Annotated in this window: 21 protein-coding genes and 2 pseudogenes; 17 read left to right on the top strand and 6 right to left on the bottom strand. The window is 61.3% G+C overall.

Features of this window, described 5'->3' with window-relative positions; genetic code table 11:
- Window positions 1-62: 62 nt before the first annotated feature.
- Window positions 63-1410: pseudogene (locus AO356_RS22715) on the bottom strand (MATE family efflux transporter).
- Window positions 1411-1727: 317 nt separating this feature from the next.
- Between AO356_RS22715 and AO356_RS22710 the strand changes: the two are divergent.
- The 9 genes from AO356_RS22710 to AO356_RS22670 are packed head-to-tail and all read left to right on the top strand — an operon-like array spanning window position 1728 to window position 10427.
- The gene (locus tag AO356_RS22710) at window positions 1728-2945 is read left to right on the top strand and encodes a methyl-accepting chemotaxis protein (RefSeq protein WP_060741654.1); all 1218 of its coding nucleotides are present in this window, start codon (window positions 1728-1730) and stop codon (window positions 2943-2945) included.
- Window positions 2946-2956: 11 nt separating this feature from the next.
- Window positions 2957-3325, top strand: a complete 369-nt coding sequence (locus AO356_RS22705; RefSeq protein ID WP_003203044.1) for a response regulator — start codon at window positions 2957-2959, stop codon at window positions 3323-3325.
- A 15-nt stretch (window positions 3326-3340) separates the two neighbouring features.
- Window positions 3341-3625, top strand: a complete 285-nt coding sequence (locus tag AO356_RS22700) for an STAS domain-containing protein (protein ID WP_060741653.1) — start codon at window positions 3341-3343, stop codon at window positions 3623-3625.
- A gap of 28 nt (window positions 3626-3653) precedes the next feature.
- Window positions 3654-5756, top strand: coding sequence for a chemotaxis protein CheA (locus AO356_RS22695; RefSeq protein ID WP_060743171.1), 2103 nt, complete (start codon window positions 3654-3656; stop codon window positions 5754-5756).
- A 33-nt stretch (window positions 5757-5789) separates the two neighbouring features.
- Window positions 5790-7448, top strand: coding sequence for a methyl-accepting chemotaxis protein (locus AO356_RS22690; RefSeq protein WP_060741652.1), 1659 nt, complete (start codon window positions 5790-5792; stop codon window positions 7446-7448).
- Between the two features lie 39 nt (window positions 7449-7487).
- Window positions 7488-8024 (top strand): chemotaxis protein CheW, encoded by a 537-nt coding sequence (locus AO356_RS22685; RefSeq protein WP_060741651.1) that lies wholly within the window; start codon window positions 7488-7490, stop codon window positions 8022-8024.
- Window positions 8021-8857 carry a CheR family methyltransferase gene (locus AO356_RS22680; RefSeq protein ID WP_060741650.1) on the top strand — a complete coding sequence of 279 codons (837 nt, stop codon included), beginning with the start codon at window positions 8021-8023 and terminating at the stop codon, window positions 8855-8857. Before AO356_RS22685 ends, AO356_RS22680 begins: the two co-directional genes overlap by 4 nt.
- Window positions 8854-9351: a chemoreceptor glutamine deamidase CheD gene (gene cheD / locus AO356_RS22675; RefSeq protein ID WP_060741649.1), complete on the top strand. Its 498-nt coding sequence runs from the start codon at window positions 8854-8856 to the stop codon at window positions 9349-9351. Before AO356_RS22680 ends, cheD begins: the two co-directional genes overlap by 4 nt.
- Before the next feature lie 2 nt (window positions 9352-9353).
- Window positions 9354-10427 (top strand): protein-glutamate methylesterase/protein-glutamine glutaminase, encoded by a 1074-nt coding sequence (locus AO356_RS22670; protein ID WP_060741648.1) that lies wholly within the window; start codon window positions 9354-9356, stop codon window positions 10425-10427.
- A gap of 141 nt (window positions 10428-10568) precedes the next feature.
- Here the strand turns inward: AO356_RS22670 and AO356_RS22665 are convergent, their stop codons facing one another.
- Both AO356_RS22665 and AO356_RS33130 read right to left on the bottom strand, forming a co-directional pair.
- Window positions 10569-11405 (bottom strand): IS3 family transposase, encoded by an 837-nt coding sequence (locus tag AO356_RS22665; RefSeq protein WP_060739330.1) that lies wholly within the window; start codon window positions 11403-11405, stop codon window positions 10569-10571.
- Window positions 11402-11659, bottom strand: coding sequence for a transposase (locus AO356_RS33130; protein ID WP_237140769.1), 258 nt, complete (start codon window positions 11657-11659; stop codon window positions 11402-11404). The genes AO356_RS22665 and AO356_RS33130 overlap by 4 nt, the downstream gene beginning before the upstream one ends.
- A gap of 875 nt (window positions 11660-12534) precedes the next feature.
- Here AO356_RS33130 and AO356_RS22655 point away from each other — a divergent pair.
- From AO356_RS22655 to AO356_RS22635, 5 genes are all read left to right on the top strand, one after another.
- Window positions 12535-14283: an ABC transporter permease gene (locus AO356_RS22655; RefSeq protein WP_081015406.1), complete on the top strand. Its 1749-nt coding sequence runs from the start codon at window positions 12535-12537 to the stop codon at window positions 14281-14283.
- A 10-nt stretch (window positions 14284-14293) separates the two neighbouring features.
- On the top strand, window positions 14294-15598 hold the full coding sequence (locus AO356_RS22650; RefSeq protein ID WP_060741647.1) for an AAA-associated domain-containing protein: 1305 nt from the start codon (window positions 14294-14296) through the stop codon (window positions 15596-15598).
- Window positions 15599-15638: 40 nt separating this feature from the next.
- Window positions 15639-16715: a sensor histidine kinase gene (locus tag AO356_RS22645; RefSeq protein ID WP_060741646.1), complete on the top strand. Its 1077-nt coding sequence runs from the start codon at window positions 15639-15641 to the stop codon at window positions 16713-16715.
- Window positions 16702-17340: a response regulator transcription factor gene (locus AO356_RS22640; RefSeq protein ID WP_060741645.1), complete on the top strand. Its 639-nt coding sequence runs from the start codon at window positions 16702-16704 to the stop codon at window positions 17338-17340. The genes AO356_RS22645 and AO356_RS22640 overlap by 14 nt, the downstream gene beginning before the upstream one ends.
- A 76-nt stretch (window positions 17341-17416) precedes the next feature.
- The gene (locus tag AO356_RS22635; protein WP_060741644.1) at window positions 17417-17959 is read left to right on the top strand and encodes a hypothetical protein; all 543 of its coding nucleotides are present in this window, start codon (window positions 17417-17419) and stop codon (window positions 17957-17959) included.
- 164 nt (window positions 17960-18123) lie between these two features.
- Here the strand turns inward: AO356_RS22635 and AO356_RS22630 are convergent, their stop codons facing one another.
- Window positions 18124-19047: a DMT family transporter gene (locus tag AO356_RS22630; protein WP_060741643.1), complete on the bottom strand. Its 924-nt coding sequence runs from the start codon at window positions 19045-19047 to the stop codon at window positions 18124-18126.
- 110 nt (window positions 19048-19157) lie between these two features.
- On the opposite strand from AO356_RS22630, the gene AO356_RS22625 reads away from it, so the two are divergent.
- The 3 genes and pseudogenes from AO356_RS22625 (at window position 19158) to AO356_RS22620 (ending at window position 22079) form a co-directional block, all read left to right on the top strand.
- A complete protein-coding gene (locus tag AO356_RS22625; RefSeq protein ID WP_060741642.1) occupies window positions 19158-20024 on the top strand; it encodes a LysR family transcriptional regulator in 867 nt (288 codons plus the stop codon).
- Between the two features lie 769 nt (window positions 20025-20793).
- Window positions 20794-21087: pseudogene (locus AO356_RS33225) on the top strand (DNA-binding protein); the annotation flags it as partial.
- Between the two features lie 407 nt (window positions 21088-21494).
- On the top strand, window positions 21495-22079 hold the full coding sequence (locus AO356_RS22620; protein WP_060741641.1) for a DUF1349 domain-containing protein: 585 nt from the start codon (window positions 21495-21497) through the stop codon (window positions 22077-22079).
- A gap of 128 nt (window positions 22080-22207) precedes the next feature.
- Here the strand turns inward: AO356_RS22620 and AO356_RS22615 are convergent, their stop codons facing one another.
- The gene (locus tag AO356_RS22615; protein ID WP_060741640.1) at window positions 22208-23440 is read right to left on the bottom strand and encodes an NADH:flavin oxidoreductase/NADH oxidase family protein; all 1233 of its coding nucleotides are present in this window, start codon (window positions 23438-23440) and stop codon (window positions 22208-22210) included.
- 54 nt (window positions 23441-23494) lie between these two features.
- Window positions 23495-23995, bottom strand: a complete 501-nt coding sequence (locus AO356_RS22610; RefSeq protein WP_060741639.1) for a MerR family transcriptional regulator — start codon at window positions 23993-23995, stop codon at window positions 23495-23497.
- Window positions 23996-24108: the final 113 nt, after the last annotated feature.

The following is a 24108-nucleotide window of genomic DNA, read 5'->3' as shown; positions in this document are numbered from 1 at the left end:
TATTGATTGACCCACCGCCATCGCGAGCAAGCTCGCTCCCACAGGGTCCGGTGGTGGGTTGATTACACCAACCGCTCGATCGGCTGATGCTGCCAGACCCGCTTGTAGTACAGCGTCTGCAACAACAGCATGCTCAAGTAAGCCACCGGGAACGCCATCCACACCCCTTGCAACCCGAAGTGCGCGTCCAGCAGATACGCGGCCGGCACTTGCACGGCGACGATACAGAAAATCGAGATGGCGACCGGCACCAGCACCGTGCCGCTGGCGCGCATGATGCCGCCGACGATCGCCTGGAAACCGAACACCAGCAAGCTCCAGAGCATGATATGCAGCAAGTGTTCGGCCTGGACCCGCGCCGCCGGATCCGTGATGAACAGCCCCAGCAGCCAGTGGGACAACAGATAGCCCAGGAGCACCAGCCCACCGGTGAGCCAGAGGTTGAATGCCAGCCCCGTGCGCAGGATCGGCCCCAGGCGCTCCAGGCGGCCAGCACCGATGGCCTGGGCGCCGAGGATCGAGGCGGTGATGGCAATCGACAGCGCCGGAAACTGCACGTAGTTGACGATCTGCGTCACCGCGCCGTAGGCCGCCGTGGCCTGGGAGCCGTGGCGATTGACCAGCGCCAGGATCACCAACTCCGACAACGAGATCACCACCATCTGCAACCCGGTGGGCAGGCCGATGCGCAGCACCTTGCCGAGGATGTCCCTGTCCAGGCGCATCGCCGCGAACAACGCACGGTCCGGCGCCAGGGCATGCTCGCGGCGACTCAGGCGCCACGCCAGCATCAGCATTGCCGACGTCGTCCCCCGCCAGCCCCGCCCATGCCGCGCTCTGGATGCCCATCTGCGGCAACCCCAGCCAGCCGCGAATCAACGCTGGCGTGAGCAGCAGCCCGACACTGGTGGACACCAGCAGCGCCAACATCGGTGACACCGTATCGCTCACCCCGCGCAGCAGTTGGGTGAACAGCACGAATACCAGCAACATCGGCAGGATCCACAGCATGACCCGGGCATAGGAAACGGCGTCCTCCAACACATCGGCCGGCGTGCCGAGCCCTTGCAACGCCTGACGCGCAAAGACACTGCCAAGCACCGCCGCCACCAGGCCAATGATCGCCCCCAGCAACAAGGTCGAACCGGCAATCGCCTTCACCGTGCCGGTTTCGCCGGCGCCGTAGGCCTGCCCGATCAACACCCCCGCCCCCGCGCCCAGGCCGATCACCAAAGCGATAAAGAAAAACACGATGGGAAACATGCCCGACACCGACGCCAATGCCTGGGTGCCGAGCATCTGGCCGATGTAGATGCTGTTGAACGTGCCGGACATGGACTGCAGGAAGTTGGACAGGACCATGGGGATCAGGAACAGGAGATAGGTTTTCCAGAGGGGCTGGGTCGGCATGGGGACTCTGATGGCAGGTTCGAAAATCCGATGCGGGGTAATTTAGCTCAATCCATGGATTCTGTTTCAGAAGATGTCCGTTTTCGTGGCGTGCCAATACCAGGCTCGCCCCACGCCCCAGCGGGGCAAGCGCCCTCGCCAGGGGATTTCCACAAGTCAGGCCATCTCGACAATCTCCCAATCTCGTCTATTCTTAGATATCACTGTGCCATTACTTTTGTCGAAATCGGACGACTGGTCCTCAAGACCGTACCGGCCTTGCAGATAACCAGTTATTCGCAAATAACCTGTTAGCAACACTGTTCAAGGACCGAACCATGACGTCGTACTCTCACGGTCATTCCCTTTCCCAATCACAACCACGCATTCTCTGGAGCACCGTGCTGGTGGCCATCGCCGCGAGCATTGGCGTGCTGGCGCTCAATGGCACGAGTGGGCAAAACATCGGTTTGAGTGTGGCGATCGTGGTCTTGGGCGTCGGTGCTGGCGTATGGGGTGCGCGTTCGCAACGCCAGCAGTTCGACAGCGCCCTCGCCGCCGCCATGGCCCGCCACGACCTGCAAGGCAGCGAGCACCTGGCCCTTAAAACCAACGCACAACTCAACGACGTCATCCTCGGTGCCATGCCGATCTGGGCCAAGCAGGTCGAAAGCTCCCGGCAGCAGACCGAGACCGCGATCGTCTCACTGACCAGCCGCTTCACTGGCATTTCGTCACGCCTGGAAGACACCGTGCAAGCCTCGCAATTGGCCGCCGGTGAACTGGCCGGCAGCAGCGGTGGCGGCGCCGTGCAGGTGCTGGCCCAAAGCGAAGGTGAACTGGTCAAGGTCATCGACTCCCTGAAGGCCACCCAGGCCAGCCGCGACGAAACCCTGGCCCAGGTGCGCAACCTGACGGCCTATACCGGCGAGCTGCGGACCATGGCCGCCGACGTCGCGGCGATTGCCGCACAGACCAACCTGCTGGCCCTCAACGCCGCCATCGAAGCCGCCCGTGCCGGCGAGGCCGGGCGTGGGTTTGCGGTGGTGGCCGACGCCGTGCGCAGCCTCTCGAGCAAGTCCAGCGAGACCGGCCAGCAGATGTCGGCCAAGGTCGACATCATCAACACCGCCATCACCCAACTGGTGCATGCCGCCTCCAGCGGCGCGGACCAGGACAGCCATTCGGTCAGTGCCTCCGAGCAAAGCATCCAGCAGGTGCTGGAGCGCTTCAAGAGTGTCACCGGCCGACTGGCCGATTCGGCCGACATGCTGCAACGGGAAAGCTTCGGCATCCGCGATGAACTCACCGAGGTGCTGGTCAGCCTGCAATTCCAGGATCGGGTCAGCCAGATCCTCAGCCACGTGCGCGACAACATAGAGGACCTGCATGTGCATCTGCAGCAGGCCAGTCAGTCGCCCGACCAGGCCGTCTCCATCGATGCCCGCCAATGGCTGGCGCGCATGGAAACCACTTACGCCACCGACGAGCAGCGCCGCAATCACCACGGCGACTCGAGCGCGCAACAGACTTCACAGGAAATAACCTTCTTTTAGGAGAGCCGCTCATGGCTAAAAGTGTATTGGTTGTCGACGACTCCGCGAGCGTTCGGCAGGTGGTCGGCATCGCGTTGAAAAGTGCCGGCTATGACGTGATCGAAGCCAGCGACGGCAAGGACGCGCTGGGCAAGCTCAACGGCCAGAAAGTGCACCTGATCATCAGTGACGTGAACATGCCCAACATGGACGGCATCACCTTCGTCAAGGAGGTCAAGAAGCTGGCCAGCTACAAGTTCACGCCGATCATCATGCTCACCACCGAATCCCAGGAATCGAAGAAACAGGAAGGCCAGGCCGCCGGGGCCAAGGCCTGGGTGGTCAAGCCGTTCCAGCCAGCGCAGATGCTGGCGGCGGTATCCAAGCTGATCCTTCCTTGATAGCCGGAGGCTCCGATGCCGTTGCACTACGAAGCACAGGATGACACCGCCCAGGTGCACATCGACGGCGAGCTGACGATCTACACCGCGGCCGAGCTGGCCGCGCAGTGGCTGCCGCACCTGGGGGCAACGCCGCGAATGGCCCTCGATCTGTCGCAGATCACCGAGATGGACGGTGCTGGCCTGCAACTGCTGCTGATGGTGCAGCGCGAGGCCTCCCGGGCCGGGACCCAACTGACACTGACCGGCCAAAGCCAGGCCGTCACGGAGACACTTGCCCTGTGCAACCTGGTTGCCTAGGACGCCGGACACGACAAAGGAAATGAGCGTGAGCATCAATCTCGATCAGGCACAACAGACCTTCATCGTCGAGGCACGGGAACAGTTGCAGGCGATGGAAGAGTCGCTGCTGCAACTGGAAACCGACCCCGGCGACGATGACGCCATCGGTGCGATCTTCCGGGCGGCCCACACGATCAAGGGTTCGGCCGGGCTGTTTGGCCTGGAACCCATCGTCAGCTTTACCCACATCGTCGAAGACGTGCTCGACCGCCTGCGCAACGGCAGCGTCGAGGTGGACGCCGGCCTGATTGCGGTGTTGCTCAAGTCCAGCGACCACATGCTGGAACTGATCAACGTGGCCGCCAACCAGGGCGGAGCACTGCCGCCGCCGGCCCTGCAACGGGAAGTGGAGCTGTGCCAGATCCTGCAGGAATACCAGGCGCCCTCGCCGACCGCGGCCCCAACGCCTGCGCAGGACACCGAAACCCGCGAGCCCGGCGAAACGCGCCTCTGGCACCTTTCCCTGCGCTTCGGCCAGGACGTGTTCCGCAATGGCATGGACCCGCTGTCGTTCCTGCGCTACCTGCAAACCCTGGGTGAAATCGTCGACCTCACCACCCTGACCGACGCCCTGCCCGCCGCCGATGCCTGGGACGCGGAGTCCTGCTACCTGGGCTTCGACATCGCGTTTCGCTCGGCCGCCAGCCACGGGGCGATCAACGAAGTGTTCGATTTCGTCCGGGAAGACTGCGAGATCGAGATCGTTGCCCAGGATGACGACATCGCGCCCCTGGCCAACACCGGCCTGGTGACCACATCACCGGAACCGGCCGAAGAAACCACCGCGTTGGTCGCCACTGGCGAGTTGCTGTCCGACCAGCGCAAGACGCCGCGCATGCCCGCCCAGATCGCCACCGACAAACAAGCGGTGACCAGCGACAGCAAGGCCAAGGACGGCACCTACGTACGGGTCAACGCCGACAAGCTCGACGAGTTGATCAACCTGGTGGGCGAACTGGTCATCGCCAGCGCCGGCGCCAGCCTGCTGGCCCGCACCTGCCACAACGACCCGTTGCAGGAAGCCACCTCGTCTGTCTCCGGGCTGGTGGAAGAAATCCTCGACGGCGCCCTGCGCCTGCGCATGATCCCCATTGGCGAAACCTTCAACCGCTTCCGTCGGGTGGTGCGTGATGTCAGCCAGGAACTGGGCAAGGACATCGACCTGATCATCAGCGGCGCGGAGACCGAGCTGGACAAGACCGTGGTGGAAAAAATCGGCGACCCGCTCATGCACCTGCTGCGCAACGCCATGGACCACGGCATAGAAACCGCCGAGGCCCGGCTGGCGGCCGGCAAATCGGTCAAGGGGCACTTGCACCTCAACGCGTATCACGACTCCGGCAGCATCGTGCTGGAAATCGCCGACGACGGGGCCGGCCTGAACCGTGACCGGATCCTGGAAAAAGCCCAGGAGCGTGGCCTGGTGCAGCCAGGTGCCAGCCCCACCGACCAGGAAATCTACAACCTGATTTTCGAACCCGGCTTTTCCACCGCCCAGGCCGTGACCAACCTTTCGGGGCGTGGCGTGGGCATGGACGTGGTCAAGCGCAACATCACCCTGCTGCGCGGCACCGTCGACCTGGACAGCCAGCCCGGCAAGGGCACCGTGGTGCGCATCCGCCTGCCGCTGACCCTGGCGATCATCAATGGCTTCCTGGTGGGCATCGGTCAGTCGACCTATGTGATTCCGCTGGACATGGTCCAGGAATGTATCGAGCTGAGCGAAGACGATGGGCTCGCCAGCCGCGAGCAAGGCTACCTCGACCTGCGCGGCGAGGTGCTGCCCCTGGTCTACCTGCGCGATCACTTCAGCCACGAAGGCCCGGCCGCGCGTCGGCAGAACGTGGTGGTGGTGCGCTACGCCGAACTCAAGGCCGGGCTGGTGGTGGATGACTTGCTGGGTGAATTCCAGACCGTGATCAAACCGCTGGGCAAGCTGTTTGGCGCCCTTCGCGGCATCAGTGGCTCGACCATCCTGGGCAGCGGTGCCGTGGCGTTGATTCTCGACGTACCGGCATTGCTCACCCAGATCGCCCAGACAGAAAACCGCTACACCCCGACTCAATTACAACAAGCCAACGCTCGCTGACGCTTTAGCACTTCCATGGAGAGGTACTTCCCAATGAAATGGTTCTACGATCTTAGAATCGCCACCAAACTGATCACTTCATTTCTTGTGGTGCTGGCCCTGACCGCCGTCATGGGGGTGTTCGCGATCATCCAACTGGGCGAGGTGAACAGCACCACCGTCGAGATCCGGGAAAACTGGATGCCGTCCATGCGTGCGGCCTCGGGCATGCGTTTCTACGGGGCAAACTATCGCCTCAAGGAAAACCGCCACATTACCGCCGATTCCGAACAAGAACGCCTCACTGTCGAACAAGAAGCGGAAGAAGCCAAAAAGGGGTTTGAAACCCGCATGGCGACCTATGAAAAACTGCTCTCCAGCGCGGAAGATCGCCAGCTGTTCGAAACCACCCGCAATGACTGGGTCGCTTACCTCGCCGTCAGCAAGGACCTGCTTGCGCTGTCTCGGCAAAACCTGACCGAGCAAGCCCATGCACTGCTCAAGGGCGAATCCAAGCGTCAATTCGATCTGGTGGTCAACGACCTGCAAAAACTGGTGGAACTCAATGACGCCGGCGCTGGCGCCGCCAGCGAGCGTGGCGCAGCGCTGTTTGAGAAATCGCGCCTGTCGATCATCGTCGCGCTGATTGCCGCCCTGCTGGTGGGCCTGGGCCTGGCGCTGTTCATCTCGCGCATCATCTCCCGCCCCTTGAAACAGGCCGCGACCGTCGCCGAGCAATTGGCCGAAGGCAACCTGAACGCAAAAATCGAAGGCGGCTCCAAAGACGAAACCGGCATGGTGCTCAACGCCATGCAGAACATGATCGGCAAGCTCTCGCACATCATTGGCGAAGTGCGTAACGCTGCGGACAACCTGGCCAGTGCTTCCGAAGAAGTCAGCGCCACCGCGCAATCGATGAGCCAGGCCACCAGCGAGCAGGCGGCCAGTGTCGAGGAAACCAGTGCGTCCATCGAGCAGATGAGCGCCAGCATCAACCAGAACACCGAGAACGCCAAGGTCACCGATGGCATGGCCAGCAAAGCCGCCAAGGAAGCCACCGACGGCGGCGAATCGGTGCAGCAGACCGTGGTGGCGATGAAGAAAATCGCCCAGCGCATCAGCATCATCGACGACATCGCCTACCAGACCAACCTGCTGGCGCTCAACGCTGCCATCGAGGCAGCCCGCGCCGGTGAACACGGCAAAGGCTTCGCCGTGGTCGCCGCCGAAGTGCGCAAGCTGGCCGAACGCAGCCAGGTGGCCGCCCAGGAAATCGGCGAGCTGTCCTCCAGCAGCGTCGATATGGCGGAAAAGGCTGGGAACCTGCTCAACGAGATGGTCCCCTCGATCAACAAGACCTCGGACCTGGTGCAGGAAATCAGCGCCGCCTCCGAAGAACAGGCCGCCGGTGTGGCGCAGATCAACACCGCCATGACCCAGCTCAACCAGGTGACCCAGCAGAACGCCTCCAGCAGCGAAGAGCTGGCCGCCACCGCCGAGGAAATGAGCAGCCAGGCCGAACAGCTGCAACAGGCCATGAGCTTCTTCACCCTGGACACGCCGCCCAAGTCTGCTGTGCAAGTTGCCAGGGTCGACAACACCCCAGGCTCCTCCGGCCGCAAACCGGCGCGGGCACCGGCACCGATCATGCCCAAGGCGTTTGCCTACAACATGGCCAGCGCTCCGGACGAATCGGAATTCACCCGGTTCTGATGGCCCGGTTCCACAGGCTTGCTTAAAGGAGAAAAAGCAATGGGCGCCATCGCGACCACACGTCAAACCGCCCTCGCGGTCGAGGAAGAAGCGCAATACCTGACGTTTATGCTCGGCACGGAGATGTTTGCCATCGGCATCCTGTGCATCAAGGAAATCATCGAATACGGCAACCTGACCGTGGTGCCGATGATGCCGACCTTCGTGCGCGGGGTGATCAACCTGCGGGGCGCGGTCGTGCCGGTCGTCGACCTGTCGGCCCGTTTCGGTCGGCCGAATTCGGCGATCAGCCGGCGCTCGTGCGTGGTGATCATCGAGGCGTCCAGCGCCGACGGCCAGGCCCAGGACATTGGCCTGCTGGTGGACACGGTGTCGGCGGTGCTGGAAATCCCGGCCTCGCAGATCGAGCCGCCACCGAGCTTCGGCGCGAAGATCCGAGCCGATTTCATCAGTGGCATGGCCAAGGTCGATGGCAAGTTCGTCATCGTGCTGGAGGTGGACCGCGTGCTGTCCATCGACGAAATGTCCCAACTCGCCGAAGCCAGCCCGAACGCGCTGGAAGTGGATGCCCCGTGAACACCGATACCTGCAAGGAACGCCCGGCAAACGCGCTGGCGCTCAGTGACCGAGAATTCAGCCAGTTTCAGTCCTGGCTGTACCAGGCCGCCGGCATCAGCCTGTCCGAGGCCAAGAAAGCCCTGGTGGCCGGGCGTCTGTTCAAACGCCTCAAGCACTATGGGCTGGACAGCTACGGCGAGTATTTCAAGCTGATCATGAACGGTCAGCGCACCGATGAATTACAAGTGGCGCTGGACCTGCTGACGACCAACGAAACCTATTTTTTCCGCGAGCCCAAGCATTTCGATTTCCTGCGCCAACACGTACTGCCCCACGCAACGCCGGGCAAGACCTTCCGCCTGTGGAGCGCGGCCAGCTCTTCCGGGGAAGAACCCTATAGCCTGGCCATGACCCTGGCCGAAGGGCTGGGCACCACGCCCTGGGAAGTGATCGGTTCGGACATCAGCAGCCAGGTGCTGGCCAAGGCGCGCTCCGGGCATTATCCGATGGAACGCGCCCGCACCCTGCCCCAGCCGCTGCTGGTGAAATATTGCCTCAAGGGCACCGGCAGCCAGCAAGGCACGTTCCTCATCGACCGGGCGTTGCGCAACCGGGTCAACTTCATCCAGGTCAATCTCAACGACACCTTGCCGGAGCTGGGGGAGTTCGATGTGATCTTCCTGCGCAACGTCATGATCTATTTCGACCAACCGACCAAAAGCAAAGTGGTCGCGCGCTTGATCCCCCGGCTCAAGCCCGGCGGGTATTTCATCGTCAGCCACTCGGAGAGTCTCAACGGTGTGTCCGACGCGTTGAAACTGGTGGCGCCCTCGATTTACCGCAAACCATGAACGCCGCCATCAGAGCAGTGGCCGAGGAGTACCTGGCGCCAGGGGAGTTTCGCTTCGCCACCTGCCCGACCCGCCTGCGCACGATTCTCGGCTCTTGCGTGGCGATCACGCTGTGGCACCCCGAACGCAGGATCGGCGCCATGTGCCACTTCATGCTGCCCAGCCGAGTGCGCTGCTCCAACGCACTGAACGGCCTCTACGCCGACGAAGCCATCGAACTGTTCATCCGTCAGGCCCGGGCGCACCACACCGATCCCGAGGACTACCAACTCAAGCTGTTCGGCGGCGGGGAGATGTTCCCCGAGCTGCAACGCCATGTGCCCTACGGCGATGTGGCGCGACTGAACGTCAACGCCGCGCTGGAAATGGCCGCCCTCTATCGCCTCGACCTGATCGCCCAGGACATGGGCAGCACCGGCCACCGCAGCATCATCTTCGACCTGCGCAGCGGCGATGTGTGGGTCAGGCACCAACCCATAAGGACCCGGCACTGACCATGTCAAAAAAGATCAATGTACTGCTGGTGGATGACTCTGCCGTGGTTCGCCAGGTGTTATTGGCGATTCTCAGCGAGACACCGGACATCCACGTCATGGGCGCGGCGTCCGACCCGATTTTCGCCATGGATAAACTGGCCAAGGAATGGCCCGACGTGATCGTGCTGGACGTGGAAATGCCGCGCATGGACGGCATCACCTTCCTGAAGAAAATCATGAGCGAACGCCCTACCCCGGTGGTGATCTGTTCGTCGCTGACGCCCCGGGGCGCGGAAACGACGTTGCAGGCGATGGCCGCCGGCGCGGTGGAAATCATCACCAAGCCCACCACCGGGCTGAAGAATTTTCTGTTGGAATCGGCGCCCGAATTGGTGTCGGCGATCCGTGCCGCCGCCCAAGTCAACGTGCGCAACCTCGGCAAACGCCCCGCCCCGACGGCGCTGGCGCCAGCGATCAAACTCAACGCCGACGCCATGCTGCCCGCCGCCAACGGCCATGCCATGGCGCAGACCACCGAACGCATCGTCGCCCTGGGCACCTCCACCGGCGGCACCCAGGCCCTGGAAGCGGTGCTCACCGCCCTGCCACGGGTCTGCCCAGGCATCGTCATCGTCCAGCACATGCCGGAAAAGTTCACCGCCTCGTTCGCCGCCCGGCTCAACAGCCTGTGCCAGATCGAAGTGCGCGAAGCCCGCAACAACGACCGCATCCACCCGGGCCTGGCGCTCATCGCCCCGGGCGGCAAACACATGATGGTGACCCGCAGCGGCGCGTTCTATCACGTGCAAGTGGTGGACGGCCCGCTGGTCAACCGTCACCGCCCTTCGGTGGATGTATTGTTTCGCTCAGTCGCCAAATTCGCCGGCCGCAACGCCACCGGCATCATCATGACCGGCATGGGCGACGACGGCGCCCGCGGCCTGAAGGAAATGCTCGACGCCGGCGCCAGCACCGTGGCCCAGGACGAAGCCAGTTGCGTGGTCTTCGGCATGCCCAAGGAAGCGATCAAACTCAATGCGGCGCAACGGGTGATGGGGTTGCAGGAAATCGCGCAGGTGATCTTGCATCGGTAACAGCATTAAAAAGGCAATCAAAACCTGTGGGAGCGAGCTTGCTCGCGATGGCGGCAGCCCATTCAACACGGATGCAAGCTGAACCACCGCTATCGCGAGCAAGCTGAACTGGTCAACTAATTTTGGACACCAGTTACGGTTTCATGCTGCCAGTTTCTCCATAGCTACCGGCGACCGGTAGTCGTTGTAGCTATGGAGTCTGACGTTGTTGTAACGCATCACATAACGCTGCACATCCACGCGGGCTTCATGCTCCGAGCTGTAGCCATCTTCTGGCACCCACTCTGACTTCAGGCTCCCAAAGAAACGCTCCATCGGGGCGTTGTCCCAGCACTCACCTTTGCGACTCATGCTTTGCAGGAGTCCATGCTTGCGCATTTCATTCCTGAATTTGTGGCTGGTGTATTGGCAGCCTTGATCGGAATGAAACAGCACCTCTTTTGGGCAACCTCGCAATTGCACCGCCATTCGCAACGCTTCGCAGGTCAGCGAGGCATCGGAAATCATTGAAAACGACCAGCCCACGATCCGGCGAGCAAACAGATCCAGCACCGCCGCGAAATACATCCAGCGCTTGCCGACCTTGATGTACGTCACATCGCCACACCACACCTGGTTGATCGCCGTGACATCAAACTTGCGCTTGAGCACGTGCGGCGCCACCAACGCTTCCACGCCGGAAGATTTGTACTTGTGCCGCCGGCGCTGACGACTGGCAACACCGGCTTCGCGCATCAAGCTGCGAGCCATATGCCGCCCGACACGATGTCCCTTTGCTTGCAGCTCCTTGGAAAGGGTGCGAGACCCCGCGGATGCTCTGGACTCCTTGTGATGCTCGACCAGCACGGCTTTAAGTTTCTCCCGCTCGGGCTTCACTTTGCCTTGGCGCTGACGCCAGGCGTAAAAGCTGCTGCGGTTGACTCCAAACGCCCGACAGCAATTGTTAACGCCGTACTGCTCGTCCAGCTCATTGATCAACGAGAATGATCTTTGGAGTCCAAAAGCAGGAGAGCACTGGCCTTTTTTAGGATTTCAATGTCCAGGTCTTTTTGCCTGAGCAACGCTTTGAGCTGCTGAATTTCACGCTGATCAGCGGTAATCGCCTTGGCGCCCACCGGGGTCGAACCCAAGCGTTCCTTGCGAACCTGATCGACCCAGCGGCGAAGCGCCGTGGGCCCAATATCCAGGCTGGCGCAGACTTCGGGAACCGACTGTCCCTCGTCCAGCACCATGCTGGCCGCCTTGAGTTTGAACTCACTGGAGTAAGATTTACGCATAACCAAAACACCTCAGATTTGGGCGCCATCATAGCGCCCGATTGAAGTGTCCAAAATCATTAGGCCAGTTCAAGCTCGCTCCCACAGTGGAGTTGTGGCGAGGTGCAATCACCCACCTAGAAAAATCGCCATCTTCGCCATGAGCACGCATGGACCAAAAAATTGCAACAGGAGCCGCCCTGTGGCGAGGGAGCTTGCTCCCGCTGGGCTGCGCAGCAGCCCCAAAATGCTAGACCGAGGTGCGGGCGTCAGGGCCACTGCGCGCCCCAGCGGGAGCAAGCTCCCTCGCCACAAAGGCAATCAAAACCACAGTGGAGTTGTGGCGAGGAGCAATCCCTCGTCACAGAAGCTTCAACAGCCTGTGCCTATACGGGCGAAATCGTCGCCAGTACGCCGATCAGAAGAGTCAGTGCCAAAAACCCACCTAGAAAAATCGCCATCTTCGCCATGAGTACTCCTGGACCAAAAAATTGCAGTACACGGGTAGCTCACTAGGCTAACCGCGTGGTTATTCTGGGGCCGGGCCCGGGTTCATTACAGAGGCACCTGGCGCAGAAAAATACGGATCAGACGCACGCCCTTCTACCCTCCTCGCGCAACGTCAGTGAGCAAAAAAGATAAAGCCCTACTGCATGCTTCTCTCACCGAAGGGAACGGATATACCAACGTATATTTTCATGTCCCATGTCAGCGTGGTCATCGCCCCGGGCAACACTTAATCTTGCCGGGCACTTAACGCCCCCCCGCTCAAGTGCGCTTCAACTTCATCACGTCCATTGATCGCAAGTGTGGTCGCAGCCCTGGTTTTCAAAGCGTAATAGAGGTGATCCATGCGCCCTTCATTCCTTGCACCTGCATTGACGCCCTTCAAAAACAGAGAACAACTCCCTGCCCATTCCTGGCGCGCCGACATAGCGTCATTGGGCCTCCTGGTGCTCTTGGCTGCCTTTGTATTCCATGGCCTGGATCAGATGAACCAGCCCCTCGGCGTGCTGGACGCTTCGCCACTGTCCCTGGATCTGGTGCACCTGCCGGAATATGCCTTGCGCACCACGTTGCGCATGTTCATCGCCTTGTTTGTTTCATTGGTTTTTTCCTTGGTCATTGCCACCTTGGCAGCCAAAAGCCGCAAGGCGGCAATGGTGATCCTGCCGGCGTTGGATATTCTCCAATCCGTGCCAGTCCTGGGCTTTCTCACTTTTACCGTTGTGTTCTTCATGGGACTGTTCCCGGGCAAGGAAACCGGCGTGGAGTGCGCGGCCATCTTCGCCATCTTCACCAGCCAAGTCTGGAACATGACCTTCAGTTTCTATCAATCGCTGAGAACCGTGCCCAACGATCTCTACGACGTCAGCCGACAGTTCTCGTTTTCGCCATGGCAACGTTTCGTCAGGCTGGAGTTGCCCTTCGCCACGCCAGGCCTGGTGTGGAACATGATGATGTCGATGTCCGGCGGCTGGTTTTTCGTCGTCGCGTCCGAAGCCATTACCGTCGGCGACACCACCGTCAGCCTGCCGGGCATCGGTTCATGGCTGGCGCTGGCGATCGAGCAGCAAAACATCACCGCGATCGCTTGGGCGGTGCTGGCCATGGTTGGGGTGATCATTGCCTATGACCTGCTGTTTTTCCGGCCGATTGTCGCCTGGGCGGACAAATTCCGCTTCGAACAGACCGCCTCCCAGAAACGCCCACGGTCCAGGGTCTATGACCTGCTGCGCTCGACTCGCCTGGTGCCCTTGGTGCTGCTGGCGCTGGGCAGCCTCAAGGCGTCGTTGTTTCTGGAGAAGATCCCTCGGCTGCCGTCCCTCCGCTTCAAGACCAGCGCCCGCGTCAGCCGCGCCGCCGACCTGGCCTGGCTCGTCCTGGTTGCCGCGGCCTGCATCGCCGGCATCCTGCACTTGTCGCGCTTCATTGGCAGCACGTTGGGCTGGGATGACGTCGCCAGTACCTTCGGCCTGGGCCTGGCCACCCTGTTGCGAGTCAGCGTGCTCATCGTGCTGGCCAGCGTAGTGTGGGTGCCCATCGGTGTCTGGATCGGCTTGAACCCGCGCTGGGCCGAACGCCTGCAACCCGTCGCGCAATTGCTGGCGGCCTTCCCCGCCAACGTGCTGTTTCCGTTTGCCGTGATCGCCATCGTCGCCCTGAAACTCAACCCCGATGTCTGGCTCTCGCCGCTGATGATCCTGGGCACCCAGTGGTACATCCTGTTCAACGTGATTGCCGGTGCCAGCGCGCTGCCGACGGATTTGCGCGAGGCGTCGCGCAGCTTCCACGTGCGCGGCTGGCAATGGTGGCGCCAGGTCGCGCTGCCGGGCGTCTTCCCTTACTACATCACCGGCGCCCTCACGGCAGCGGGTGGCTCATGGAACGCCAGCATCGTCGCCGAGGCGGTGTCCTGGGGCGATCAGCATCTGTATGCGTCCGGCCTGGGGGCCTTTATCGCCCAGGCCACCACGGCCGGGGATCTGCATCGGGTGGCCCTGGGCGTCGTGGTGATGTCGATTTTCGTGGTGGGTTTCAACCGGTTGCTGTGGCGCCCGCTGTACGGTTTCGCCGAACGTCGGCTTCGAATTGATTGAGGGCAATCCCATGCAAGTGATAGACAAACGCTGCCTGGTGGATGTGCAGCAAATCGGCCATGTCTACGGCACGGCCGGCGGTGCCGAGCGCCGGGTCCTGGACAATGTCTGCATGCGCCTGGACGAGGGCGAAATCGTCGGCCTGCTGGGGCGTTCGGGCTCCGGCAAATCGACCTTGCTGCGCTCCATCGCCGGCCTGATTTCGCCCACCACGGGGGTGGTGGATTTTCCGCCCAATGCCCAAGGGCTGGCGAGTTCGGTGCGCATGGTGTTCCAGAGCTTCGCCCTGTTCCCCTGGCTGACGGTGCTGCAGAACGTCGAGGTCGGCCTCGAAGCCTTAGGCGTGGCGGCGCCTGAGCGACGTCGGCGCGCGCTGGGCGCCATCGATATGATCGGCCTCGACGGCTTCGAAAGCGCCTTCCCCAAGGAGCTGTCGGGCGGCATGCGCCAGCGCGTCGGCCTGGCCCGCGCACTGGTGGTCAATCCGGATGTGTTGTTGATGGACGAACCGTTTTCCGCCCTGGACGTATTGACCGCCGAAACGCTGCGCACCGATCTGCTGGAGTTGTGGCGTGAGGGGCGCATGCCGATCAGGTCGATCCTGATGGTCACCCATAACATCGAAGAAGCCGTGCTGATGTGTGACCGGATACTGATTTTTTCCTCCAACCCGGGGCGGGTCATGAGTGAGATCGCCGTGGACCTCAGCCAGCCGCGCAATCGCGCCGACCCGGCGTTCCAAGCCTTGGTCGAACACATTTACGTGCAGATGGCCGGCGGCGCGAATGTCGGCTCCGCACGCCAGGAGACCTTTGCAGGCAGCGGCGTGGGCATGGTCCTGCCGTCGATTTCCAGCAATGCCCTGGCCGGGCTGATCGAAGCGGTGCAGGATCAGCCGTTTGCCGGCCAAGCGGATTTGCGCGAGCTCGCCGACGCATTGCGCTACACCGCCAGTGATCTTTTGCCGGTCGCCGAGGTGTTGCAGCTCCTGCGCCTGGCCGACCTGCAGGACGGCCACATCACCCTCCTGCCGGCCGGGCTGCGCTACGCCGAGTCAGCGGTGGATGAGCGCAAGCACCTGTTTGCCCGACACCTGCTTAAATATGTGCCGTTGGTGGGGCATGTGCGTCGGGTGCTGGACGACCGCCCCACCCGCACTGCACCGGCCAGGCGTTTCCGAGACCAACTGGAAGATTTCATGTCCGAGCACGATGCCGCTATTACGCTGGACTGTGTCACGCAATGGGGACGCTACGCCGAGTTGTTCGCCTATGACGAAGTGGCCGATCAGTTCAGCCTGGACAATCCATCCTGAGGTGCTGCGGTATAAACTGCGTGGATCGGTCGTTGGAGCAATGCGCGATGGACATTCAATGAGAAGGACCCAGCTGACCCTGCGCCTGCTGCTCCTGCTGGGGTTGGCCCTCGGCATCGCGGCGATCGATACGGTCACCGACCTGGAAATCGCCGTCGGGGTCTTCCAGATCGTGGTGGTGCTGATCGCGGTGAGAATCCTGCCGGCACGTGCCGTGGCAGGGGTCGCGATCCTCTGCATGGTCCTGACGATCCTGAGCTATCGACTGACGCGTTTTGGCGACACGGAGGCCGGGCTGATCAACGTGCTGATCAGCCTCGCGGCCATCGCCGGCACCACGTACCTGGCGCTGCGACTCTCGGCCGCCGTGCGCACGGTGCACCAGACCCGTGCCCACCTGGCACACATCGCCCGCATCAACATGCTCGGCGAGCTCGCCGCCTCGATCGCCCACGAAGTCAACCAGCCCCTGGCTGCCGTGGCCACCAGCGGCGGTGCCTGCCTGCGCTGGATGGCGACCGAGCCGCCCAACCTGCCCAAGGCCCGGCAGGCGGTGGAGCGGATCATCGCCGACACCCACCGGGCCAGCGACATCATCGCTCGGTTGCGCGGCATGGCCCGGCATCAAGCACCGACGAAGCAGTGGCTGAACGTGGCCGACACGGTCCATGCCGCGTTGCGTTTGATGACGGGCGAGCTGAACGAGCAGAACATCACTGTGCAGGTGCAGGTCCAGGACGGACTGCCGCCGATGCTGGCGGACGAAGTGCAGATCCAGCAAGTGATCCTGAACCTGGCGATGAACGCGCTCGACGCCATGCGTCAGGTTGACGTCGACCAGCGGATTCTGCAGTTTCAGGTGACGCTCGAGTCGCCTGGGCAGCTGCTCTTTTCAGTGTCCGACCAAGGCAATGGCTTGCCGGCCAGCGACCGCGAACGGGTGTTCGACGCCTTCTACAGCACCAAGCAGGACGGCATGGGGATGGGGTTGGCCATCAGCCGCTCGATCATCGAGGCCCATGACGGACGACTCTGGGCCACCAGCCATTCGCCCTCAGGTTCGACCTTTCACTTCACCCTGCCCGCCGTCACAAGGGAATCCGATGAGCCAGACTGACATGCATGACCAGGCCGACTCGAGGGTCTTCATCGTCGACGACGACCCTTCGGTGCGGGCTTCACTGCAAGACCTGCTGGCCTCCGTGGGCCTGGCGAGCATGGCCTTCGGCTCGGCCCGTGAATTCATGGACGCCGAACGGCCGGACGTCCCGGCGTGCCTGATCCTCGACGTGCGCATGCCGGGCCTGAGCGGGCTGGATTTCCAGCAGGAAATGGCGCGTTTGAATATCCAGGTCCCGGTGGTGTTCATCACCGCCCATGGCGACATTCCCATGTCCGTCAAAGCCATGAAGGCCGGGGCGCTGGAGTTCCTGACCAAGCCGTTCCGCGAACAGGACCTGCTCGATGCAATCACCCTGGGCCTGAACCGCGACCAGGAACGGCGCAAGGCCGCGGCGAGTGTCGACGCGCTGAAACGTCGGCATGACGCGTTGACTGACGGCGAGCGCGAGGTGATGGACCTGGTCGTGTCAGGGCTGTTGAACAAGCAGGTGGCCGCCCGACTGGGCTTGAGCGAGGTGACCGTGAAAGTGCGCCGCGGGTCGTTGATGCGCAAGATGAATGCGGACTCGTTGGCAACGCTGGTGAAGATGTCGGAAAAACTCAAGGAAGCAGATCGCTAGCGGCCCATGATCACGGCTATCATTGCCGTTCGCCCTGTTGACGGGCGATATCGCTGCCCCCCTCAAGGACTCAGGTATGAACCTTCTGCCGTCACGCTCCACCCTCTTCGTCTCCAGCCTTTTGCTCAGCTCGCTGTGCTTCGCCGAAGGCGAGCCAACCGACGGCAGCCTCATCAAGGACTCGACCAAGGCAGCCGTTTCAAGCTTCATTACCGCCGGCAAGAACCTGTTGGGCGGCGTCAGCGAAGGCGTGCTCGATGGCCGCGAATCGGCCCAGGGCGCCGATGGCGCCGCGATCATTTCTTCCAATGAGCAACTGAAAGACCGCGTCACCATCGAAGTCCTGAAGCTGGAGCCCGTCGACGACACCTTCAGCATCACCCTCGGCTTCAAGAACAGTACCGACACGCAACTGCGCCTGATCAACCTCGGCCAGACGGGCGCCCTGCTCGCCATCGACCAGGCCGGTTACGCCAACAAACTCGCAGGGTTTGAAAACCCGGATGAAGTCACCATTCCGCCGAAGACGGCCGTGCGGCAGAAGTTTGTGTTTGAAGGGTTGAACGAGAAAATCAACACCGTGCGCGTGTGGGGCCAGGATTATCAGGTTAAAAAATAAGGTGGCGGTGCGTTGATTGTCCCTGGTGGCATTCCCACGCACGGGAGCGATCGAAAGTTGTTGGCTCGAAACACAACCGTGGCGAGGGAGCTTGCTCCCGCTGGGCTGCGCAGTAGCCCTAAACAGGACAGCATCGAACATCATTGCCCACATCCACTACAGAATCAGCCGGCTCTCGCCACACTCGCCGGCCCGACATTCAACGCAAGCACACTCGCCAACACGATAACCGCCCCAACCATCACCATCGCCGCTGGGCGTTCGGCCAGGATTAGACCAGCCATCAACATCGCCGTGGGCGGTATCAGGTAAAGCGCCGTGGAAGCGCGGCTCACGTTGCTGTGGGCCAGCACGTAAGCCCAAGCAAGGTACGCCAGCGCGCTGGGAAAAATACCGAGAACCAACACCGCCAGGTTCACCGAAGCCGAAGCCTGTCGCGCCGCGCTCAACATGCCCGGCGCGAAAATGAACAACAGGAGCGTGCCCGACCAGACGGTGTAGCAGACCAGGGTCAAGCCGTCGTAGCGATGGGTATGGTGCTTCTGCAAAGCGAAATACACACTCCAGGACAGCGCCGCCAGGAGGATCAATAGCCCACGGGCGTCCATATCACCCAAGCCTCGATCCCCTGTGACGACCACGGCAGCGCCAAGCAAGCCGCACAGTACACAGCCCCATTGCCAAGCACCGACTCTGTCCTTGAAGACAAAATGCGCCAGCAACGTGCTGAACAACGGCGTGGACTGGGCTAGGACGCTGGCCGCCCCTGCGCTGACGCCCCGCTGACCGTAATTGAGGGCGATGTGGTGCAGACTCACGGCAAAGAAACCCAATACCGCCAGCAACGGCAAATCCCCGAGACGTGGCCGGGAAATACCCTTCGCTATCGCGACGACGGCCATGAACACCGAAGCGATGAGAAACCGCATCAACGCCAGCTGACCCGGTTCATAGGCCTGCAGGCCGATGCGAATACCAATCGGCGAATAGGCCCAGCAAAGAATCACGAACAGCGTCGCCAGAATCACTTTCACGCGGGGTCTGCCGGGATTCTTCAAGCCGTCAAACGGCACACAACGGGTTTCCATCCAGAGTTCCTGCGCACTGAGCGTCTGGTCTATTTACGCCGCAGTATCAAAACCACCCTTCCTCAATACAAGTGACTTAAACTCAGCCAACCATTCACTTTTGGTGAGCCATGGAACTGTCCCAACTGCGCATGCTCAAGACCGTCTGCGACACCGGCAGCATCGCCCGTGCCGCCGAAGTGCTGCACTGCGTGCCGTCCAACATCACGGCACGGCTCAAATCCCTGGAGCGGGAGTTGGGTATACCGTTGTTTTTTCGTGAAGGTCGCGGCTTGCGGGTCAGCCCGGCGGGCGAAGTGTTCCTGGGGTACGCGACAAAAATCCTCGGCCTGACGGAAGAAGCCCGCCGCGCGGTAAACCCCAGCCACACGCCAAGCGGACCGCTGCGCATAGGCGCCATCGAATCCAGCGCCACCGGGCGCCTGCCGCAGTTGTTGGCCAAGTACCACGCGCAGTATCCTCAGGTGTCGCTGGAACTGAGCACGGGGACTTGGGCGCAGTTGCTGGACGATACCCAGCACCACCGGCTCGACGGTGTGATCGTGGCGGTGGATGTGGAACGGCCGGGGCTCAAGCGCGCCGTGATGTACCGCGAAGACCTGATGCTCATCGCCTCCGAATCCCACGGCCCCTTGCGCAACGCCGCCGACCTGCAAGGCAAGGCCATCTTCATGTGGCCCCCGGGCTGCCCGTACCGCCTTGCCCTGGAGCAGTGGTTGCTGCGCCATGACCAAGTGCAACCGATCATCAGCATCGCCAGCTATGGCGCCATCGTCGGCTGCGTCAGCGCCGGTGCCGGCGTCTCGCTGGTGCCTCGCGGGATCTACGAGCAATACCGCCAGGGGGCTGGCTGGACAGGGTATGAATTCCCTGAGCTGACGGGCATCGATAACCTGTTCTACTGGCATGAAAACGCTGGCCGGCATCCTGCCAGGGAAGCGTTTTTGACGATGTTGAAGACGGAGTTCGAAGGGTAGTTGCAACCTCGCCACAAAAGCCATTGGATTGGCGGTATCCCACTGACCATTCTTGTGGCGAGGGGATTTATCCCCGTTGGCGAAGCGGCCCTAAAAGCTGACACCTCGGTCCATCGACCCACACAAAACCCCGTGGCGAGGGAGCTTGCTCCCGCTGGACTGCGAAGCAGTCCCGAAACCTGCCAACACGGTGTATCCAGTCAACTCCCAGGGCTTGTTAGAAGGCCGCTTCGCGGCCAGCGGGAGCAAGCTCCCTCGCCACAGGTCCTCATCGATCTTGCCTGTCAGCGCACAAACTGAAAAATGTTACACCGCTAAAGAAGGGTCCTAACCGCACTACGAGACCTGCTGAAACCGGCGTGATCCGACTGTTCCTACAGAACCTGAGACCGTCGGTTCGTTTCCACATGGAAGTCTCACGACTCCTACGAAGCTCTCGGAATCCCTCACCTTGTCCGCCTTGGTTGCTCAAATCTAAAGTCATTCCCGTCGCCCCCAAAAGCGACCGGGTTTGGCGACCTTCGTATCGGATCAGCCCCCTATACCAACTGGAGCAATCCCATGCAGAGATACCTCCCCATCACCGGCATCGACTCCCCCCCGCTTCCCTGCACCTACTGCCAGCCGGAGCGACACCGTCGGCTCCATGTTCGATGAAAAGAACCATGATCTGCAGTCAATCTCCCATCCATCAGGAGTAGCCATATGGCTACAAGTGAGACTATGAGCGATAAGAAAATGTACGAGATCCACCAGACGCCCGATTTTGAGTGCCGGAATTAATCGTGAAAGCCTTTATAAGCTACTGAAATCTGGAGTAAAAACGCGGTTTGAAACTATCAGGAAATTGATGACCGCGATGGGTGTGGAACTCACGGTACAACCGATTGCAACATTAGCGGTGGTTTCCAAAGCTGCGACTCCAAAAGCTGGAAAACCATCGGTCGCTGCATCAAAACCTACAGCTAAATCCGCCGCGAAAAAACCAGCCGTACCGGCGGCTAAACCAGACGCGAAACCTGCGGCGAGAAAATCAGCTGCGGTCAAGCCTGCCGCATCGTAAAGACCTCCAAGCCTGCCTAGTGCTGGCAGTACAAATAACAAAAGGAGGATCGATAAGGGAGCGGAACTACTTTCAAGCAAATAAATCAGCCCTCCTTTTATCCTGGTGGCGAGGGGATTTATCCCCGTTGGGGCGCGAAGCGGCCCTAAAGCTGACACCTCGGTCCATCGACCCACACAAAACCCCGTGGCGAGGGAGCTTGCTCCCGCTGGACTGCGAAGCAGTCCCGAAACCTGCCAACACGGTATATCCAGTCAACTCCCAGCGCTTGTTAGAAGGCCGCTTCGCGGCCAGCGGGAGCAAGCTCCCTCGCCACAGGTTTTCATCAACTCACCTGTCAGCGCACGGCTGAAAAATGTTACATAGTTGAGGGATAGGTCCTAACCGCACTACGACAGGAGTCTGCTTTGGAATTAGCACTGCTCAACGGCTCATGGCTGAATGAACCGAAGATCTATACGCCCACAGAAACCACGCTGGAACTGCTAACAGACAAAGAAACGGACTTCTGGCGCGAGACCTACTACGGCTTCACCCACGACAGCGGTCACTTCCTGGGCCTTGAAGCCCCCTCCCGCTTCACCTGCCAATTCCGTATCCGCGGCACCTTCGAGGCGCTGTACGACCAAGCCGGCATCATGGTCCGGATCAACGAGCGGCAATGGGTCAAGGCAGGTATCGAGCTGAGCGACGGACACGCCATGCTCAGCAGCGTGCTCACGGATGGAAAGTCCGACTGGGCGACCAGCCCTTATACCGCAGACCCCACCGACTTCTGGATGCGCGCCACGGTGGCCGACGGCGTGCTTCGGCTGCAGGTTTCGTCCGACGGCAGCCACTGGCCGTTGGTGCGGTTATGCCCCTTCCCTGTCGCACCGAATTACCGGGTCGGCCCGATGGCTTGCAGCCCCAAGCGAGGTGGATTGAAAGTGCTGTTTTCGGACTGGACGCTTGGGCCAGCGCTTGGCAAGGATCTGCACGATTTGTCTTGAGTGCTTCAAGAGAAACATCTGCAGAAGCCGGTGAGGTTCGACTGTTCCTGACGAATCCACCCACTACGCACCTATGAAGACTTCGTGCGCGAGGCCGTGGCCGGGGCTTGAGCAGCCACGGCGTCGCGTCACGCTGAACGTTTTTCTATCCAGCGCCGGTACTGGCGAGTGCGGCATGCCATGCCAAGCTGCTGCAAGATCAGCGCGCGTAACGGCGATACATCAGGATCGGTCTTTCCCTGTCGACTGAGCCTGCGCAGCTGGAATTTCACGACAGCCATGTTGGCCAGGGACGCGACGGCTTTGTTCTTCCAAGTGATCGGTGGCAACTGAGGGGCATTGTCCTTGCCTTGGAGCCAATCGCGAGGCAAGTGCGGATCGATGGCCAAGGCCGTTCCGATGCCCACCATGTCCACCCCACTCTGGACGACACTTTCGGCCACCGGACGTCGACGTATGCCACCGGTGACCATGATGGGCATCTTGGCGACAGCCTGGATATCACGGGCAAACTCAACGAAATAGGCCTCGCGCGCCAGGGTGCGACCATCGCGGGCCTCACCCTGCATGGCGGGTGCTTCGTAGCTGCCGCCGGATAATTCCACCAGGTCCACGCCCAGGTTATTGAGCCGTTCGACCACCTCCCTGGCGTCATCGGCCGTGAATCCTCCCCGTTGGAAATCGGCAGAATTCAGTTTGACCGCCACTGCAAAGTCCACAGAAACCACTGCCCTCACCGCCTTGACGATCTCAAGCAACAGACGCGCCCGATTCTCCAGGGAACCGCCCCACTGGTCCGTCCTGCGATTGCTCAGCGGCGAAAGAAACTGGCTCAACAGATAGCCATGGGCGGCATGGATTTCCACGCCGTTGAAACCGGCCTGTTCACCCAGGTGCGCGGTGCGCGCAAAGCGCTGGATAACCTCTTCGATCACCTCTTGAGTCATCGCGTGCGGCGTGGCGAAGTGCTTGGACAATGTGCCCAATTCCAGCGGTATGGCTGACGGTGCCCAGGCCTTCTGCCCAAGGTTTGCCTGCATCTGACGACCGGGGTGATTGATCTGCAGCCAGAATTGAGCACCTGCGGATCGACCAATACGCGCCCAGCGCTTGAACTTGTCCAATTGCTGGTCATCCTGCAGCACCACGCCGCCCGGACCGGTCATGGCACGGCCATCGACCATCACGTTGCCCGTGATGATCAGGCCGGCCCCACCGTCGGCCCAGGCCTGGTAGAGACGCATCAGTTCTTCGGAGGGTGCCTGCTCGGCATCCGCCATGTTTTCCTCCATGGCGGCCTTGGCGATTCGGTTCTTGAGAGTGGAACCATTGGGAAGCATCAGGGCATCGAACACATTCATGGGGCGGTCCTCATTTGACGTAGGGCCACCTTAAGCTTGAAGTGAACTTTAAGGTCAACCCCCTTTTTTCAGCTCCCGCAACGAGGCCTGGTGATTTCTGGGGTTGTGTTCTGGGGCCTGGCGAGCCGCTTTTTTCTTGGCAGGCGCCACACTCTCTTCGCGCAATCGGTGCAACAACAGCTGCGTGTTGTCCGCACACCCCAAGCCTTCGGGCTTACCCTCGATACCATCAATGACCAACAAAAGCTGAGCTTTATTCTGGGCCAGTCGTTGCTGGAGGATTTCGATCTCCGCAACTTTGCGCCTGAGCCCACTGAGCAACTCTTCATGCTGCCAGCCGCTGGCATCGACCGGCAGCAATTGTCGGATTTCTTCCAATGAAAACCCCGCTGCCTGTGCGCCGGTGATGATCTCCAGGATCCACTCCGTCTCGGGGGCGTAGTCCCGATAACCATTGGCCTTGCGTTCGACAGACTTGATCAGGCCGCTCGCTTCGTAAAAACGGATGCGCGAAGGCGCCAACCCACTGATTCTCGCCAGTTCGCCTATCCTCATGCCCCACCCCAAATCATCGCGTTTGTTAACCTTAGATCTAACGTGGTTTAACGGCCAAGCTGTCCTATCCCGCAGTCACGCCCAATTACATGCACAGCTGTACGCGTTCGGTG

The sequence above is a fragment of the Pseudomonas fluorescens genome, assembly GCF_001307275.1.
GTDB lineage: Bacteria > Pseudomonadota > Gammaproteobacteria > Pseudomonadales > Pseudomonadaceae > Aquipseudomonas > Aquipseudomonas fluorescens_AA.
Note: the sequence above shows the minus strand (reverse complement) of the source record. Positions and strands in the feature narration are given on the sequence as shown.